Origin of the sequence: Planotetraspora thailandica (assembly GCF_016863335.1) — a bacterium.
Classification (GTDB): domain Bacteria; phylum Actinomycetota; class Actinomycetes; order Streptosporangiales; family Streptosporangiaceae; genus Planotetraspora; species Planotetraspora thailandica.
On the sequence record NZ_BOOR01000069.1, the window covers coordinates 25913 to 40611 of the forward strand.

A 14699-nucleotide genomic window follows, 5' to 3' on the forward strand; every position below is an offset into this window, starting at 1 on the left:
TCGCTCAGCCGCCGGTCAGCGGATCTCGTAGATCGCCGTGGTTCCGCTCACCTCGTGGCCGACGATGAGCAGGGGCCGGCGGGTGGGGCTGTCGCCCGCCGGGACGAACAGCACGCCCTCCGGGCCCACGTCGCCCGCGGTGCCGTCCTCGACGGAGCCGGCGAAGTCGCGGGTGTTGAGGTAACCGGCCGGCACCGGCTTGCGCGGGTCGGTGACGTCGTAGGCGACGACGCCGCTGACCCGCTCAAGCCCGGCGAACGCGTAGGTGCGTCCCCGCACCTCGCCGACGGTGACGCCCTCCGGCTCCGGCCCCTTGTTGTCGCTACGGCTGTCGAAGGAGTCGTTCTCCTCGTTGTCGGCGTTGAAGTCGGCCGGCAGTTCGCGGGCGATCAGCCGCTCCAGGTCGGCGCCCGAGTCCCAGACCAGCCGGCCGTCGGCCGACCGTACGGAGATCGACCGGCCGCCGAAGGTGTACAGCGACGTGTACGCGCCGGAGGCGTCCTTCGGCGAGTCCGCGGCCACGGTGAGGCGGCCGAGCTCGGCGTCCTTCTGGAGCGCGGCGGCGCCGGGGAACGCCTTCGCCGACAGGGTGAGGTCCTTGACCCGCACCTCGTCGGCGTAACAGTCCCAGTCGCGCCCGTCGCCCTCGTTGGCGGTGACCAGGTAGGTCGCGCCGCGTGAGCGGAAGTGGGCGACGCCGTCGGGCATGTACAGGCCCTTGACCCCGGGGTGCGTACGGATGTCGATCTTGCCGTCCTTGTCGGAGGCGTCCATGCCGACCTTCGCGTAGTCCTTCAGGCCGAGCGGGAGGATGCGCTCGACCTTGGCGCGGTCGAGGTCGACGACGGCGATCGCGTTGTTCTCCTGCAGCGTCACCCAGGCGGTGTCGCCCTCGACGGTGACGTATTCGGGCTCCAGGTCGCGGGCCACGCTCGCGCCGGGGCCGGAGATCCGCACGCCGGTCGAGCGCAGCTTGGCGGCCTGGCCGTTGAAGGCGCGGAAGTCGGCGGTGCGCACGCTGCCGCGGGCCACGTCGATGACGCTGACCGACCCCTCGGGGTCGTCGACGGCGCCCTCGCAGTAGGACGCAGGCTCGCCCTCGTTGGCGACGACCAGCCGGCGGCCGTTCTCGCTGAAGGTCACCATGTCGGGCAGCGCGCCGACCCGGAACTCCTTGAGCTTCCTGCCGGTGCGGGCCTCGAAGAGCGACACCTTCCCGGGGGAGGTCTTGTCGCCGGCCTGCTGGGCGACGGCGACCAGGCCCTTGTGCACGGCGACGCTGTTGGCGCCGGGGGCGGCCAGGGCGGTGACGCGCCGGGGCTTGCGCGGGTCCCTGATGTCGAGCACGTCGACCGTGCCGGCCTCGGCGTTCACGACGAACGCCCGGCGGGTCGCGGGGTCGTAGGAGGTGATCTCCGAGGCCCCGGTGCCGACGGCACCCGTCGTGAACCGGCCGAGGAAGGCCAGTTCGATTCCCTTGTGACCGTGTGCGCCGTGTGCGCCATGGGCTGTGGTGGCCTGGGCGGGAGCAGTCACGAGGGCCAGGGAGAGGGCAGCGGTGGAGACCGCCGCTATTTTGAGCGGATTCGTGGCATGCATATGACGATCTTCACGACGTTCGGTGGCCGATCACTGACGTGAAGATGGAGTCCCGGTTAACACGCCGGGCGTCGTGCGCCTCAGGTGAGGAGGCCGACGTGCGCGAGCGCCTGCTTGAGCAGCACGCCCTGGCCGCCCATCATCTCCTGCTGCACCATCGGCGAGGCGGCCTCGTCCGGGGTGAACCAGACGAGGTCGAGCGCGTCCTGCCGGGGGCGGCAGTCGCCCGCGACGGGCACGACGTAGGCCAGCGACACCGCGTGCTGCCGGGGGTCGTGGTAGGGCGTGACGCCCTGCGTCGGGAAGTACTCGGCGATGGTGAACGGCTGCGGCGAGGCGGGCACCCGGGGCAGCGCCGTCGGCCCGAGGTCCTTCTCCAGGTGGCGCATGAGCGCGTCGCGCACCCGCTCGTGGTGGAGGACGCGGCCGGAGACCAGGGCACGGCTCACCGTGCCGTCGGCTCCGATGCGCAGCAGCAGGCCGACGTGTGTGACCACCCCGGCGTCGTCCACCCGTACCGGTACGGCGTCGACGTAGAGGATCGGCATCCGCGCGCGGCTCAGCTCCAGTTCTTCGGGAGCGAGCCAGCCGGGCGTGGTTTCGGTCATTTCGGTCACTGAGCGATCGTACTTCGCGGGCGGGCCCGGAGGGTGGTCGTCCGGGCAACGCATCCCCAACACGCTTCCTCCATCCACCCGTCGTGTGATTTTTCATGCTTTGGGGTATTTCGTCCGGCATGGAGGTGCCGTGAGACCCCAGGAGGGCCCGCCCGACACCGCCGACGTCGTCGTCGTGGGAGCGGGTCCCACCGGGCTGCTCCTCGCGGGCGATCTCGCGGCCGCCGGCGTCTCGTGCACGGTTCTGGAGCGCCGCCAGGGCGAGTCGAACCTCAGCAGAGCCGCCGGCGTGCACGCGCGCACGCTGGAGGAACTGGACGCGCGCGGCCTGGCCGACGACCTCGTCTCCGTCGGCATGCCTGTCGACAGGCTGCGGGTCTTCGGGCGTGGCCTGCTCGACCTGTCCCGGCTGCCCGGCCGCTTCCCGTACATGCTGGCCGTCCCGCAGTTCAGGACCGAACGGCTGCTCATGGAACGCGCGCAGGCGTTCGGCGCGCGGATCGTGCCGGGGGCCGAACTGGTGGGGCTGCGGCAGGACGACGAGGGCGTGGATCTGCGGGCGCGCACCCGCGACGGCCGCGAGCGCCGGTGGCGGGCCCGCTACGTCGTGGGCGCCGACGGGGCGCACAGCGCCGTGCGGAGGGCGCTCGGGCTGCCCTTCCCCGGCCGTTCGGTGGTGCACTCGCTCATGCTGGGCGACGTGCGGATGAGCGACCCGCCGCCCGACACGCTGACCGCCGACGTCGTCAGGGACGGCCTCGCCTTCGTGCTGCCCTTCGGCGACGGGTGGTACCGCGTGATCGTGTGGGACAGGCGGAGCACGGCGCCCCACACCGCGCCCGTGGGCCTGGAGGAGATCAGGGAGATCACCCGGCGCGTGCTCGGCACCGACTTCGGCATGCACGACCCCCGCTGGTTGTCACGCTTCTCCTGCGACGAACGCCAGGTGCCGGGCTACCGCCGGGGCCGGGTCTTCCTCGCGGGCGACGCCGCCCACGTGCACTCCCCGGCGGGAGGGCTCGGCATGAACACGGGCCTGCAGGACGCGGCCAACCTCGGCTGGAAACTGGCCGCCGTGATCCGGGCCGGAGCGCCGGAACGGCTGCTGGACACCTACGACGGCGAGCGCCACGAGGCGGGCAGGGCCGCCCTGCGTACCAGTGGCAGGCTCCTGCGCGCCGCGATGGCACGCCCCCGGACGTTGCGGGCCGCCTGGCGGGAGATCCTCCGGATCGCGACGCGCGTGCGCCCGCTCGGGCGGCGCATGGCGATGGCCCTGTCCGGCATCGGCCTCGCCTATCCGGCGCCGCGCGGCGCCCACCCGCTCGCCGGGCGGCGGGCGCCCGACATCCCGCTGGCGGGCCCGGGGCCCGGCACGCTCTACCAGGCGCTGCGGGGCAGGCGGTGCCTCGTCGTCGTGCCTCCGGATTCCCCGGCGCTCGCGGAGAAGGTCGCGGAGACCGTCGCCGGGTGGGGCGACCGCGTGGGCGTCGTCACCGCGGGTGGGGTCACGCGCACGCTCGTGCTGGTCCGCCCCGACGGCTACATCGCCTGGGCGTCCGACGCGGGAGCGCTGTCGGGCTCGCCCGCCGGACCACCGCTTCGTACGGCACTGGCCGACTGGTGCGGGCCCCCGCTCACGCCGGTCGCCCGCTGACCGCGGCACGAGGGCTCACGAGCCGCAGACATCCTCCTTGGGCAGGTAGCGGATCAGCACCACGTCGCCGATGGGCCGCACCTCGGCGACGCGCATCCGGCGGGCCGCCCCGCCGGGGAAACACCCCTCGTTGAGGAACCGGGGCGCATCCGGGTCGCCGACCAGGATCGGCGCGATGGCCAGGTGGATCTCATCGGCCAGCCCCTGGGTGAGGAACTGGGTGTGGATCGTGCCGCCTCCCTCGACCATGAGGTGCCGCACGCCCCGCGCTCCCAGGTCGTCGAGCACCACGCCGAGGTCGACGGCGGGCCCGGTGCCCACGACGTCGGCCAGGCCGTCCAGGGTTCGGCGGATCTTGAGCACCGCCGCGTCGGGGCTGTAGACCACCTTCGCGCCGCCGTGGTGCCAGAAGTTGAGGCCGCGGTCCAGGTCGCCGCTCGCGGTGATCGTCACCTTGAGCGGGTAGGCGGGCAATCCGAGAGCCACCCGGCGCTCCCGCCGCTCGGCGGAGTCGACCACGAGGCGCGGATTGTCCCTGCGCACGGTGGTCGCGCCGATCAGGATGGCGTCGGTGCACGCCCTGACCTCGTCCACCCTGTCGAAATCGGCGGCGTTGGACAGCAGCAGTCGCTCCGGCGACGCGTCGTCGATGTAGCCGTCGACGGACACGGCGCAGCTGAGCAGCACATACGGGCGCGATGTCATGGAGTGATCGCCCTCCTGCGCCCGTGCACGAACAGCACCACCGCCCCGGGCAGGGTGGACACCAGTGTCAGCACGCCGTACACGACGGCGGCGGTCAGCCCCTGCGCGGCGCCCAGGCCGGTGGCGCCGAACGCCAGCGTGGAGGCGGCCTCGCGCGGCCCCCAACCGCCGATGTTCACCGGCAGGCCCATCACGAGCAGGGTGAGTACCAGCGGCGGCAGCAGTTCCGCGACCGTCGCCTGCGACCCGGCGGCGCGCGCCGCGACGAGGAACAACGCGAGGTGCCCCGCGACCGCGGCGGCCGACAGCAGCGCGACCCGCGGCCAGGTGTCGCGGGAGAGCAGGGCGACACGCCCCTCGGACCAGGCGGTCGACAGGCTCGCGGACAGGGTGCGGCGCCACGTGGCCGGTCCCCTTCTCATGAGAGCCCAGACGGCCAGCCCGAGCCCGACGAGCCCGCACACGACGAGCACGCACACGACGAGCACGGCCGCCACGGCACCGCCCGCGCTGCCGGGCACCAGGTGACGGGCCATGGCCTCGACCAGCGTGGGCTGCGACAGCAGCACAGCCGCCCCGACGGCGACCAGGACCACCTGGCCCGCGAACCGTTCGAGGACGACGGCGCGCACCCCCCGGCCGACGTTGCCCGACCGCCGGCCGTGGCTGACGGCGCGGTGCACGTCGCCGAGCACGCCGGCGGGCAGTGTCACGTTGAGGAACAACGCCCGGTAGCAGTCGGCGACGGCCCCCGGCAGCGACAACCGGAGACCCAGACGGCGGGCCACCACGCACCAGCGCCAGGCGCTGACCACGGTGGTCAGCAGGCCGATCACCAAGGCGGCGAGCGCCGACCGGCCGTCGACCACGCGCAGGCCGTCGAGGAAGGCGCCGGTGCCGAGCCGCCACACCAGGACGCCCAGGATGGCCGCGCCGCCGAGCATGCGCAGCCATGGCCACAACCGCCGGGCCGCCGTCACGAGCCGGGCACCTCCGCGGGCACCTCCGCGGACACCTCTGCGGGCAGCGCGAGCAGGTCGGCGTGGTGGAGCACCACGCTGAGCTCACCGGCCGCGCAGGCGTCGAGGCGGTGGCGCAGGTAGGCGTCCGCCTGGGGGGCGAGGTCGGGCCGCTGCTCGCGGGCGGCGCCCACCCAGCCCTCCAGCCACTCCTCGGTCAGCGCCGCATCCCCGGGCCCGAGCCGCCACAGGCTCGGCCGGCTGTCCACCGTCGCACCCCGGTGCTCGAAGGCCGTGGTGGCGGCGGCGACGGCGTCCGGACCGAGCAGGCGGCGGTCGCCGGTCGTACGCCGCTGATGGGCGTTGAAGGCCTCGGCGATCTCGGCGTCGAGCGGGTCGGCCGGGTGAAGGTCGGCCCTGCCCGTCACCGAGAGCGCCAGAAGGGCGGCGCAGCCGGCCTCGACGCACGCCGCGGCGAGCTCGTCCACCTCGTCGAAGGTCAGCAAGTCGAGCAGCGCCGACGCGGTCACCAGCGAGGTGCCGGCGAAGTCGGCGGCGCGCAGAGCGGTGAGATCTCCCTGCCGCGTCTCGACGGTGACGGGCCCCCCGCCGGACGCCGGGCCCAGCACGCTCGCACCGGCGAGCACCAGCAGGTCGGGGTCGCGGTCACGCAGGATCCAGTGCTGCGGGCCGCGCAGCCGCCCCGCCAGCCAGCGGGCCTGTGCGCCTGTGCCGCAGCCGAGATCCTGGACGACCAGCCGCTCCTCGCCCGGCGACACCTTCGCCAGGTGGTCGCGCAGCGGGCCGAGAAGGCCGGTCGCGCGGGCCTCGGCGTCCGCGCCTTCGCGCAGCGCCAGCCAGCCGGGAGTGACGCGGACCGGGCCCTCGCTCATCTTCGCTCTCCTCTGAGTTCGTCCGGCACGAGCTTCTCCAGCACGAGCTTCTCCAGCACCAGGACCATTCGCCGGGCCGTCTCGTGCCACGTTTCCAGCCGGTCGCGGCGGTGCCGGGCCGACGTCCTGAGCCTGTCGCGCAGCCCGGGCTCGCCGAACCAGCGGCGCAGACCTGTGGCGATCGACGCGCTGTCCGGAGGCACCAGGATTCCCGGTACATACCCGTGCGAATCTTCACCGAGGGTGTCCGGCACGCCGCCCACCGCCGCCGCCAGCACCGGAACCCCCCGGGCCAGCGCCTCGGCCACGACCATGCCGTACGTCTCCGAACGTGACGGCAGCACCATGAGGTCGGCCGTGCCGTACACGGCGGCGAGCTCGCCGCCGGTTTGCGGGCCGGCCAGCAGGATCCGCTCGCCGAGCCCGTGCCGCTCGATCAGCCGCCGCAGCCGGGCGACATGGCCGGGATCCCGGGTCAGCGGCCCCACGATCGTGCAGGTCCAGGCGGGCCCGGGCAGGTCCGCCAGGTCCGCCAGAGCCTCGACGAGCAGGTCGTGCCCCTTGGTGGGGGTCACGGAGCCCACCGCCAGCAACCGGGACGCGCCGTCTGTGCCGGGGGCGAGTGGGGCGGCGTCGGTGCCGGGCGAGACCACATGGACCCGGCCGGCGGGCAGCCCGTGATGGGAGATCAGCCGCCGGGCCGTGGAGGCGCCGGTCGCCACGACGGCGGAGGCCGCCCGCAGCGTCTCACGCTCGCGGGCGTCCAACTCCGCCGAGGACAGGTCCTCCGAAGCCCCCTGGGACGCCCCGATCTCGTCGGCCAGCGGCATGTGCACCAGCACGGCCAGGCGCAACCGGTCCGCGTGGGGCACGACGACCTCGGGCACGCCGCACGCGACCAGACCGTCGAGCAGCACGACCGAGCCGTCCGGCACCGCGCCGAGCGCCCGGGCCAGCGCCGCGCGGGCCTGATCGTCCGGACGCGGCCAGGAGCCCTCGGCGGCGATCTCGCGAACGGCCACGCCGTGCGCCTCCAGCGCCTGGCACAGGCGGCGGTCGTAGACGTTGCCGCCGCTGACCAGTTCCGGGTCGTCCACGTCGCCCGGAAGGACGGCGTGGACGGTCCGCAGCGGACGGGTCACAGGTCCCGCTCGTAGGCCGCCCACGCGGCGTGCGACTCGTGCAGGGTGACCGCGATCGCGCTCAGCCCGCGGGCCCCCTCGCCGAGCGCCCCCGCGTGCACACGGTCGGCGAGGCGGTCGGCGACGACCTTGGCCAGATATTCGGTCGAGGTGTTGATCCCGGCGAAGGCCGGCTCGTCGTCGAGGTTGCGGTAGTTGAGGTCCGCCAGGACCGCGCCGAGCTCCTGGGTCGCCAGGCCGATGTCTACGACGATGTTGTCGGCGTCGAGCTCGGTGCGGCGGAACGTCGCGTCCACCACGAACGTGGCGCCGTGCAACCGCTGGGCGGGACCGAAGACCTCGCCGCGGAAGCTGTGGGCGACCATGATGTGATCGCGAACGGTGATGCTGAACACGGTGTGACCTTTCAGATGTGGGCTGGGTAGACGATCCGGTGGCAGAGGGCGGGGAGGTCGCCGCCGGCGAGGCGGGACATCACCGCGGGCAACTCCTCGAACGTGTTCTCCCCGGTGACGAGCGCGTCGTAGACGGGATCGGCGAGCAGGCGCAGCGCCAGCTCCAGCCGGTCGCGGAAGGACCGGCGTGAGCGCCTGGCCGGCGACACCATCCCGACCTGGCTGGCGCGTACGGTGAGACGCCGGGAGTGGAAGAACTCGCCCAGCGGCAGGCTGACCCGGCGGTCGCCGTACCAGCTGAGCTCGATCACCTCGCCCTCGGGCGCGAGCAGCTCCAGCGAGCGGGCGAGCCCGGCCTCGGTGGCGCTGGCGTGCACCACGAGGTCGCATCCACCGTCGGCGTGCTCGGGCGGGGCGAAGCCGACACCCAGCGCCTTGGCGATCTCTGCCCGTGCGGGGTCGGCGTCGACGAGCTGAACGCGGACGCCGGGGAAACCGGCCAGCAGCGCGGCGACGGCGCAGCCGACCATCCCGCCGCCCACGACGGCGATCCGGTCGCCGACCAGCGGCGCCGCGTCCCACAGGGCGTTCACCGCGGTCTCCACCGTGCCGGCGAGGACGGCCCGCCCCGGGGGCACGTCGTCAGGCACCGGCACCACCGCCTCGGCCGCGACGACGTAGCGGGTCTGGTGGGGGTAGAGGCAGAAGACGGTACGGCCCAGCAGCTCCGGCGGGCCCTGCTCAACCACGCCCACGTTCAGGTAGCCGTACTTGACCGGTGAGGGGAAGTCGCCCTCCTGGAAGGGCGCCCGCATCGCCTCGTGCTGGCTTTCCGGCACACCGCCCCGGAACACCAGGGTCTCGGTGCCCCTGCTGACGCCCGAGAAGAGCGTGCGGACCTCCACGTCGTCCGGGCCGGGTTCCGGCAGGGCGACGGTCCGGATCTCTCCCTCGCCCGGGGAGGTGAACCAGAAGGCACGTGCCGTACGTATCACCGGAAGACCTCCTATCGGCGGGATACATAACTCATATGAGCACAGACGGGTACGGGGGCTCCGAATGACGGCACCGACTGCACGAACTACTCCAACAACACGTGCGCCGTTCCCCTTGGGTTCAATCCACTGGGAGCAGGCGGCGGGAGCGGGCGTGCAACTCGCCCTGCTCGGCCTCTTACACGCCCTCGTCGGCCTGAGCACGGCCGCCCTGGCGGCCGGCGTCGCCTACATGGCGGCCCTGTGGGCGCTTCTGGCCGCCGCCGCGCGGCGTTCCGGCACCCGCACCCTGGGTCCGGCCGATCACGTGACCCTGGCCCGGGCTCTGCTCGTCGGGGGCGTGACGGCCCTGGTGGCGGTGCTGGTGATGACGGATCACCCGGCGAAGGGCCTGCCGCTGGTGATTCTCGTCACCCTCTCCACGGTCGCCCTCATCCTGGACGCCGTCGACGGCCGGGTGGCCAGGCGGACCGGGACGGCGTCGCGGCTCGGCGCGCGCTTCGACATGGAGGTCGACGCGTTCCTCATCCTGGTGCTGAGCGTCTTCGTCGCCGCATCGCTGGGGGTGTGGGTGACGGCGATCGGCGCCATGCGCTACGCCTTCGTGGCGGCCGGGTGGGTGGCGCCCTGGTTGCGAGGATCGCTGCCGCCGAGCTTCGCCCGCAAGACCGTGGCCGCCGTCCAGGGGATCGTCCTCGTCGTGGCCGCCTCGGGCGTCCTGCCGTACGCGATCGCGGCGGCGGCGGTAGGGCTGGCCCTCGCCTCGCTCGTGTGGTCCTTCGGCCGCGACGTCGTGTGGTTGTGGCGGAACAGGACGCCTGTGCTGTGAATCACCGCGTCAGACGGTGGTGCGGCCGCGGCCCGACGGGGCGGGTGCCCTGCTGAGCCCGAGGGCCAGGGCGGGGCACATGTCGGCGGCGTGCACGGCGTCCCGTAGGTGCCGGGCCGGCACCGGGGCGTCGCTGAGCATCGGGTAACCGAAGACGTCCAATTGCACGAGTTCGGGGACGATGTGGCCGCAAAGGCCGTGACCCGCACACCGGGACCAGTCGACGGTGAGGCGCAGCCCCGACTTCGCTTCGCTCACCTCCTCACCCGGCACCTCACCCGGCACGGGAAGGAGCCCGCGCACGGGCCGGCCGCAACCGCCCTGGGCGAGGTGCGCCGCGACGTCGTCGGAGAATGTGTCGAGCGCGGACAACAGAAACCTGGTCGCGCCGTCCGGATGGTGACAGGCCCCTCGCCCGCGGACGACCGCGCTCGCCTGCTCGACCGCCACCATCGCCTCGGTGCCGCCGTTTCCCGCGGCCAACGCGGAGAAGGACCGGGCGATCGCGGGCAACCCGAGCCGGCAGGGCCCGCACTGGCCCGCCGATTCCGCGCCGAGGTAGGCCGCGACCCTGGCGACCTCCCCGAGGGGACACGTGCCCCCCTCCAAAGGCACGATGATCCCCGCGCCGAGCGCAGCGCCGGCCTCCGACATCGATTCCCGCGACACCACGGCCGCGGCGGCCTTGGCCGGGGTGAGCCACGCGCCGTGGTAGCCGCCGACCATCACGCCCTGGCCCGCGGTGACTCCGCACCGGCGCAGCACCTCGGCGAGCGGGACACCGGCAGGCGTCTCCACCACCACACGCCCACGGCCCGGGACGGTCACCGTCAGCAGAACGGTGCCGGGCTCGGCCTGCGTCCCTGCCGTCCGGTAGCCCTCGGGGCCGAGTTCGGCCAGCACGGCCAGCTGGGCGAAGGTCTCCGCGTTCGACAACAGCGTGGGCAGCCCGTCGACGCCGCTCTCCGCCGCCCGGACCTTGCGGCCCGGCGGTATGGGAGTCTCACCGTTCACTCCGCGGACCAGCGCGCCGCCCTCTCCGGTGATGAACCGCTCGGGCAGGTGGACGACCCTCATGGAGCCGGCAGTACCCGACTCCTGGACGGCGCTGCGCAGCGAGCGTTCGGGTACGCCGCCGTCGGTGACGCCCACGACGATCTCGCGTGCGCCCAGCGCCCGTGCGGCGAGCACGGCGCCGTCCAGCACGAGGTGGGGTGTCCGCGCGAGCAGCGCCTTGTCCTTGGCGCTGGCCGGCTCACCCTCGGTGGCGTTGACGAGCACGACGGGCCGTACTCCACGGCGTTCGGCGGCCTGGGCGACCGCCGTCAGCTTGCGGGCGAAGGGGAAGGCCGCCCCTCCCCGCCCGCGAAGGTCGACCTCTTCGGCCAGTGCGGCCAGTTCGCGCAGGGAGAGCCGGGGCGGCGTGCGGTGATGCGTACGGTGCGCGGAGAGGTCGAGCCGCTGCAGGCGGGTGAGGCCCTGGAAGAGCCGGGGGGCGCCGAGGGTGAGGATCTCGGGTGCACTGCTCATTTGCTACTTCCCGTCCACGATGCCGCCTCCGCCTTCAGTTCGGCCCAGAACTGTTCATCCGGCACGCCGGACGTCTCCGGAATCAGCGGGTCAGGGGCCGTGCGGCTCGGCGTGCGCGTCCCTCGCCGGCCGGTCGTCGCGCGCATGTGCGCCCAGGACAGGAACCTGGCCACGGCCAGGACGGCGACCAGCGTCAAGCAGGCCACATAGCTCATCGTCACCCAGTCCTTGGCCGCCCGGCCCGCGTTCAGCCCGTGTGCGACGGCCACCGGCCAGCACAGGTAGGCGGCGATGTGGAGAACACGCCAGGTCCAGGGGCGACCCTTGCCGATGAACCTGCCGCGGGCCACGCCGGTGGCGAAAACGATGATCATCATGTCGCTTGCGATCGTGCCGAGGCCGATCCAGAGGGCGCGGGACTGCCCGCCTTCGAACGGCACGGCGACGTCCAGCACCGATGCGTGCCCCTGCAGGACCTTGAGCAGCACGTGAGAGGCCAGGAAGCTCATCGACATGGCGGCGGCGGCCCGATGCGCTGCTTGGGCCAGGATGCGCAGCCGGATCGGCAGGAAGCGCTCGGAGGCCGCCAGGCCCGCCACTACCGCCGCGCTCAGCCCGACGAGGGCGAAGACGCCTGAATAGAACTCGAGAAAGGCCCGCAGGCGGTCCACGGCGAGGGCACCGCGTTCGGTCGACCCGCCGGCCAGGACCGCCGCCAGGGCGGCGCAGAGCAGAAAAGCCCGCAGGATCCGCGTGCCCCGGCGGGACGCTCGGCGGGCCAAGTCGTGATGTGACTCCATGGGGTCCTCAGTGCCGATGCGTTGAGGTGCGAGATGCCGCGGACGACGGTGTTGCCAAGGAAGACGGTGTTGCCCCGGGAGAGGGAGCGGCCGGGGAGGGCGGATCGCGGTCCACCCGCAGCAGACGCACGTCGGGTCGCGGGCCGTCCTGCCCGATGAGGCCTCTGATCTCCTGCTGAAGGACGGCGCACAGCGCCAGGCCGACCAGCACGGCGGTGAGTCCGCCGATCCGCATGATGCGACGGGCGGCCGGCAGCATCGAACCGCGAGCACGTGGCGATGCAGGCGTCAACGTCGGCATCGGCGCACCTCGCCACGCCGGATCAGCAGGCTGGGCGTCCCGAACAGGAGGGCCTTGCGCGCCAAGAGCCGCGTCACCGTGTCTGGCCGCCTCCGAATCTGTGCCGGGACGGCCTGCGGCGACCTGCGCCGTTGACCGCCCACTGTCAGAGATCCCACTTATGTCGATAAGGGAGATTTGGTCATGACAGATTACGCCAACGGCTGAGATTTAGTGGTTCTTCACGCATAGCAGCGTCCAGCGTGAGGCGCTCGGCTCAGCGGTGACGGGGTGATGCCGGCCTGGCTGCGGGAGAGGTCACCATGGACGGACCGCTCACCCCCAGTGGTCGCCCCAGCCCCAGAGGTTGGCCAGCGGAGGCTGCCCCGGGGGCTCGTGGCCGTCGACGCCGAACCGGCCACGGAAGAAGAGCATCGGGCGCTGCTCGATGACGTGCTCCAGTTGGACGACTCGCCCGATCACCACGTCGTGATCCCCGGCGACGTGCACGTTCTCCACCTCGGCGTGGACGCGCAGCAGTACGTCGGGCAGCGCCGGAATACCCCACGGGGACAGATCCCAGTCGAGGTCGTCGAACTTCCTGCCCCTGCTGGAGCCGAACCGGCCGCAGATGTCGACCTGGTCCTCGCCCAGCACGTTCACGCAGAAGCGCCCCGTCTTCCGGATCTTCGGCCAGGCGCGGCCGTTGTGGTCGGCGCAGAACATGATCAGCGGTGGCACGAGGGAGACGGACGCGAAGGACTGGCACGCGAAGCCCACCGGCTCCTCGTCGTCCATGCCGGTGATCACCGTGACGCCACTCGCGAACATCCCCATCGCCCGGCGGAACTCCGCCGGGGCGGGCGGAGCCACGTCGGCGGACGCCGCCGACAGCGCCGGCTCTGTCATGCGATTCACCTCGAGTTAGCCGTCTCAGCTGCGATTCGCGGGCGTCAGTCGCAACGACGCCGCATTCTGGTCTGTTCCCTGGGAAATTCTCTGCGCTCGGTGGTCGTCGGATACTTCCAACGGGGCCCTCCCATGCGCGCATAGGCGGGACACACCATCATGGACCCATATATCCGGATAAGTGACACGGAGTTCCACGCGATGACGAACGACGTCCTGGAAGCGGTCCGCACGCTGCTGCCCGTGATCGCCGAGCGGGCCCCCTCCACGGACGCGGATCGGCGCGTTCCCGACGAGACGATCGCCGAGCTCGCCGAGGCCGGGGTCTTCCGCATGTTGCAGCCCAAGCGGTACGGCGGCGCCGAGAGCGACCCCGTGGCGTTCTTCGAGGTCGTCAGGGAGATCTCCGGCGTCTGTGGTTCCACCGGATGGGTGGCGAGCGTGCTCGGCATGCACGCGTGGCATGTCGGGCTCTTCGGCGAGGCGGCCCAGGACGAGGTCTGGCAGGCCGACCACGACGCTCTCGTCGCCTCGTCGTACGCCCCCGTCGGGCGGCTGACGCCCGTCGAGGGCGGCTATGAGCTGACCGGCCGGTGGCGGTTCTCCTCCGGGTGCCAGCACGCGTCCTGGGTGCTGGTCGGCGCCCTGGTCGTGCCGCAGGGAGCGGGGGAGCAGGCGCGGCCGGTGGGTGCCGTGACCGTGCTCGTCCCCAAGGCCGACTACGCGGTCGAGGACGTCTGGGACGTCATCGGGCTGCGCGGCACCGCGAGCAACGACGTCGTCGTCGAGCGCGCCTTCGTGCCCGCGCACCGCACGATGCGGGCCGAGGACCAGGCGCGGCTGCGGGGCGCCGGTCAGGAGGTGAACGGCGGGCCGCTCTACCGCATGCCGTTCGGCACCGTGTTCACGACCGCGATCACCGCCCCGGTGATCGGCATGGCGGCCGGGTGCTACCGGTCGTACGTGTCCGCGATGCGCGACCGCGTACGGCTCAGCCTGGGCGGCGGCAGGTTCGCCGACGACCAGTTCGCCCAGGTCGCGGTGGCGCGGGCCGCCTCCGAGATCGACGCGGCGATCCTGCAGACCGACCGCAACGTGCGTGAGCTCTACGAGCACGCCGTCCGGGGCGAGTCCATCCCGATGGAGCTGCGTCTGCGCGCCCGCAGGGATCAGGTCAGGGCGACCGAGCGGGCGCTGGAGGCGATCGACATCCTTTTCAAGACGGCCGGGGGCAACTCGCTCAGGAGCGGCAACCCCATCGAGCGCGCCTGGCGGGACGCCCACGCGGGGAGCGTGCACGTGGCCAACGACGTGGAACGGGCTCTGGCGATGTACGGCAAGGGCGAGTTCGGCATGACCGTCGAGGACAACCTGGTCTGACGGATCCGG

Annotated in this window: 14 protein-coding genes; 3 read left to right on the forward strand and 11 right to left on the reverse strand. The window is 72.8% G+C overall.

Features of this window, described 5'->3' with window-relative positions; genetic code table 11:
• Positions 1-15: 15 nt before the first annotated feature.
• Both Pth03_RS34950 and Pth03_RS34955 read right to left on the reverse strand, forming a co-directional pair.
• Complete coding sequence (locus tag Pth03_RS34950) at positions 16-1599, reverse strand: choice-of-anchor I family protein (RefSeq protein WP_203948757.1); 1584 nt, start codon at positions 1597-1599, stop codon at positions 16-18.
• An 80-nt stretch (positions 1600-1679) separates the two neighbouring features.
• On the reverse strand, positions 1680-2216 hold the full coding sequence (locus Pth03_RS34955; protein WP_275413271.1) for an NUDIX hydrolase family protein: 537 nt from the start codon (positions 2214-2216) through the stop codon (positions 1680-1682).
• A gap of 130 nt (positions 2217-2346) precedes the next feature.
• On the opposite strand from Pth03_RS34955, the gene Pth03_RS34960 reads away from it, so the two are divergent.
• Positions 2347-3873, forward strand: a complete 1527-nt coding sequence (locus Pth03_RS34960; RefSeq protein WP_203948758.1) for an FAD-dependent monooxygenase — start codon at positions 2347-2349, stop codon at positions 3871-3873.
• 15 nt (positions 3874-3888) lie between these two features.
• Here Pth03_RS34960 and Pth03_RS34965 read toward each other — a convergent pair whose 3' ends face one another.
• The 6 genes from Pth03_RS34965 to Pth03_RS34990 are packed head-to-tail and all read right to left on the reverse strand — an operon-like array spanning position 3889 to position 8962.
• On the reverse strand, positions 3889-4578 hold the full coding sequence (locus Pth03_RS34965; protein ID WP_203948759.1) for a RibD family protein: 690 nt from the start codon (positions 4576-4578) through the stop codon (positions 3889-3891).
• Entirely contained in the window at positions 4575-5558 is a 984-nt protein-coding gene (locus Pth03_RS34970) for a lysylphosphatidylglycerol synthase transmembrane domain-containing protein (protein ID WP_239119597.1), read from the reverse strand. Before Pth03_RS34970 ends, Pth03_RS34965 begins: the two co-directional genes overlap by 4 nt.
• A complete protein-coding gene (locus Pth03_RS34975; RefSeq protein WP_203948760.1) occupies positions 5555-6430 on the reverse strand; it encodes a small ribosomal subunit Rsm22 family protein in 876 nt (291 codons plus the stop codon). The genes Pth03_RS34970 and Pth03_RS34975 overlap by 4 nt, the downstream gene beginning before the upstream one ends.
• Positions 6427-7572 (reverse strand): glycosyltransferase family 4 protein, encoded by a 1146-nt coding sequence (locus Pth03_RS34980; protein WP_239119598.1) that lies wholly within the window; start codon positions 7570-7572, stop codon positions 6427-6429. Before Pth03_RS34980 ends, Pth03_RS34975 begins: the two co-directional genes overlap by 4 nt.
• Positions 7569-7967 carry a 6-pyruvoyl trahydropterin synthase family protein gene (locus Pth03_RS34985; protein ID WP_203948761.1) on the reverse strand — a complete coding sequence of 133 codons (399 nt, stop codon included), beginning with the start codon at positions 7965-7967 and terminating at the stop codon, positions 7569-7571. Before Pth03_RS34985 ends, Pth03_RS34980 begins: the two co-directional genes overlap by 4 nt.
• An 11-nt stretch (positions 7968-7978) precedes the next feature.
• Positions 7979-8962, reverse strand: coding sequence for a zinc-dependent alcohol dehydrogenase (locus Pth03_RS34990; RefSeq protein WP_203948762.1), 984 nt, complete (start codon positions 8960-8962; stop codon positions 7979-7981).
• A gap of 115 nt (positions 8963-9077) precedes the next feature.
• On the opposite strand from Pth03_RS34990, the gene Pth03_RS34995 reads away from it, so the two are divergent.
• Positions 9078-9791, forward strand: a complete 714-nt coding sequence (locus tag Pth03_RS34995) for a CDP-alcohol phosphatidyltransferase family protein (RefSeq protein WP_308442406.1) — start codon at positions 9078-9080, stop codon at positions 9789-9791.
• A 9-nt stretch (positions 9792-9800) separates the two neighbouring features.
• Here Pth03_RS34995 and Pth03_RS35000 read toward each other — a convergent pair whose 3' ends face one another.
• From Pth03_RS35000 to Pth03_RS35010, 3 genes are all read right to left on the reverse strand, one after another.
• Positions 9801-11321 carry an NADH-quinone oxidoreductase subunit NuoF family protein gene (locus tag Pth03_RS35000; RefSeq protein ID WP_203948764.1) on the reverse strand — a complete coding sequence of 507 codons (1521 nt, stop codon included), beginning with the start codon at positions 11319-11321 and terminating at the stop codon, positions 9801-9803.
• On the reverse strand, positions 11318-12103 hold the full coding sequence (locus Pth03_RS35005) for a hypothetical protein (RefSeq protein ID WP_203948765.1): 786 nt from the start codon (positions 12101-12103) through the stop codon (positions 11318-11320). Before Pth03_RS35005 ends, Pth03_RS35000 begins: the two co-directional genes overlap by 4 nt.
• 634 nt (positions 12104-12737) lie before the next feature.
• On the reverse strand, positions 12738-13310 hold the full coding sequence (locus Pth03_RS35010; RefSeq protein ID WP_203948766.1) for a flavin reductase family protein: 573 nt from the start codon (positions 13308-13310) through the stop codon (positions 12738-12740).
• A gap of 201 nt (positions 13311-13511) precedes the next feature.
• Between Pth03_RS35010 and hsaA the strand changes: the two genes are divergently transcribed.
• Positions 13512-14690, forward strand: coding sequence for a 3-hydroxy-9,10-secoandrosta-1,3,5(10)-triene-9,17-dione monooxygenase oxygenase subunit (gene hsaA / locus Pth03_RS35015; RefSeq protein WP_203948767.1), 1179 nt, complete (start codon positions 13512-13514; stop codon positions 14688-14690).
• Positions 14691-14699: the final 9 nt, after the last annotated feature.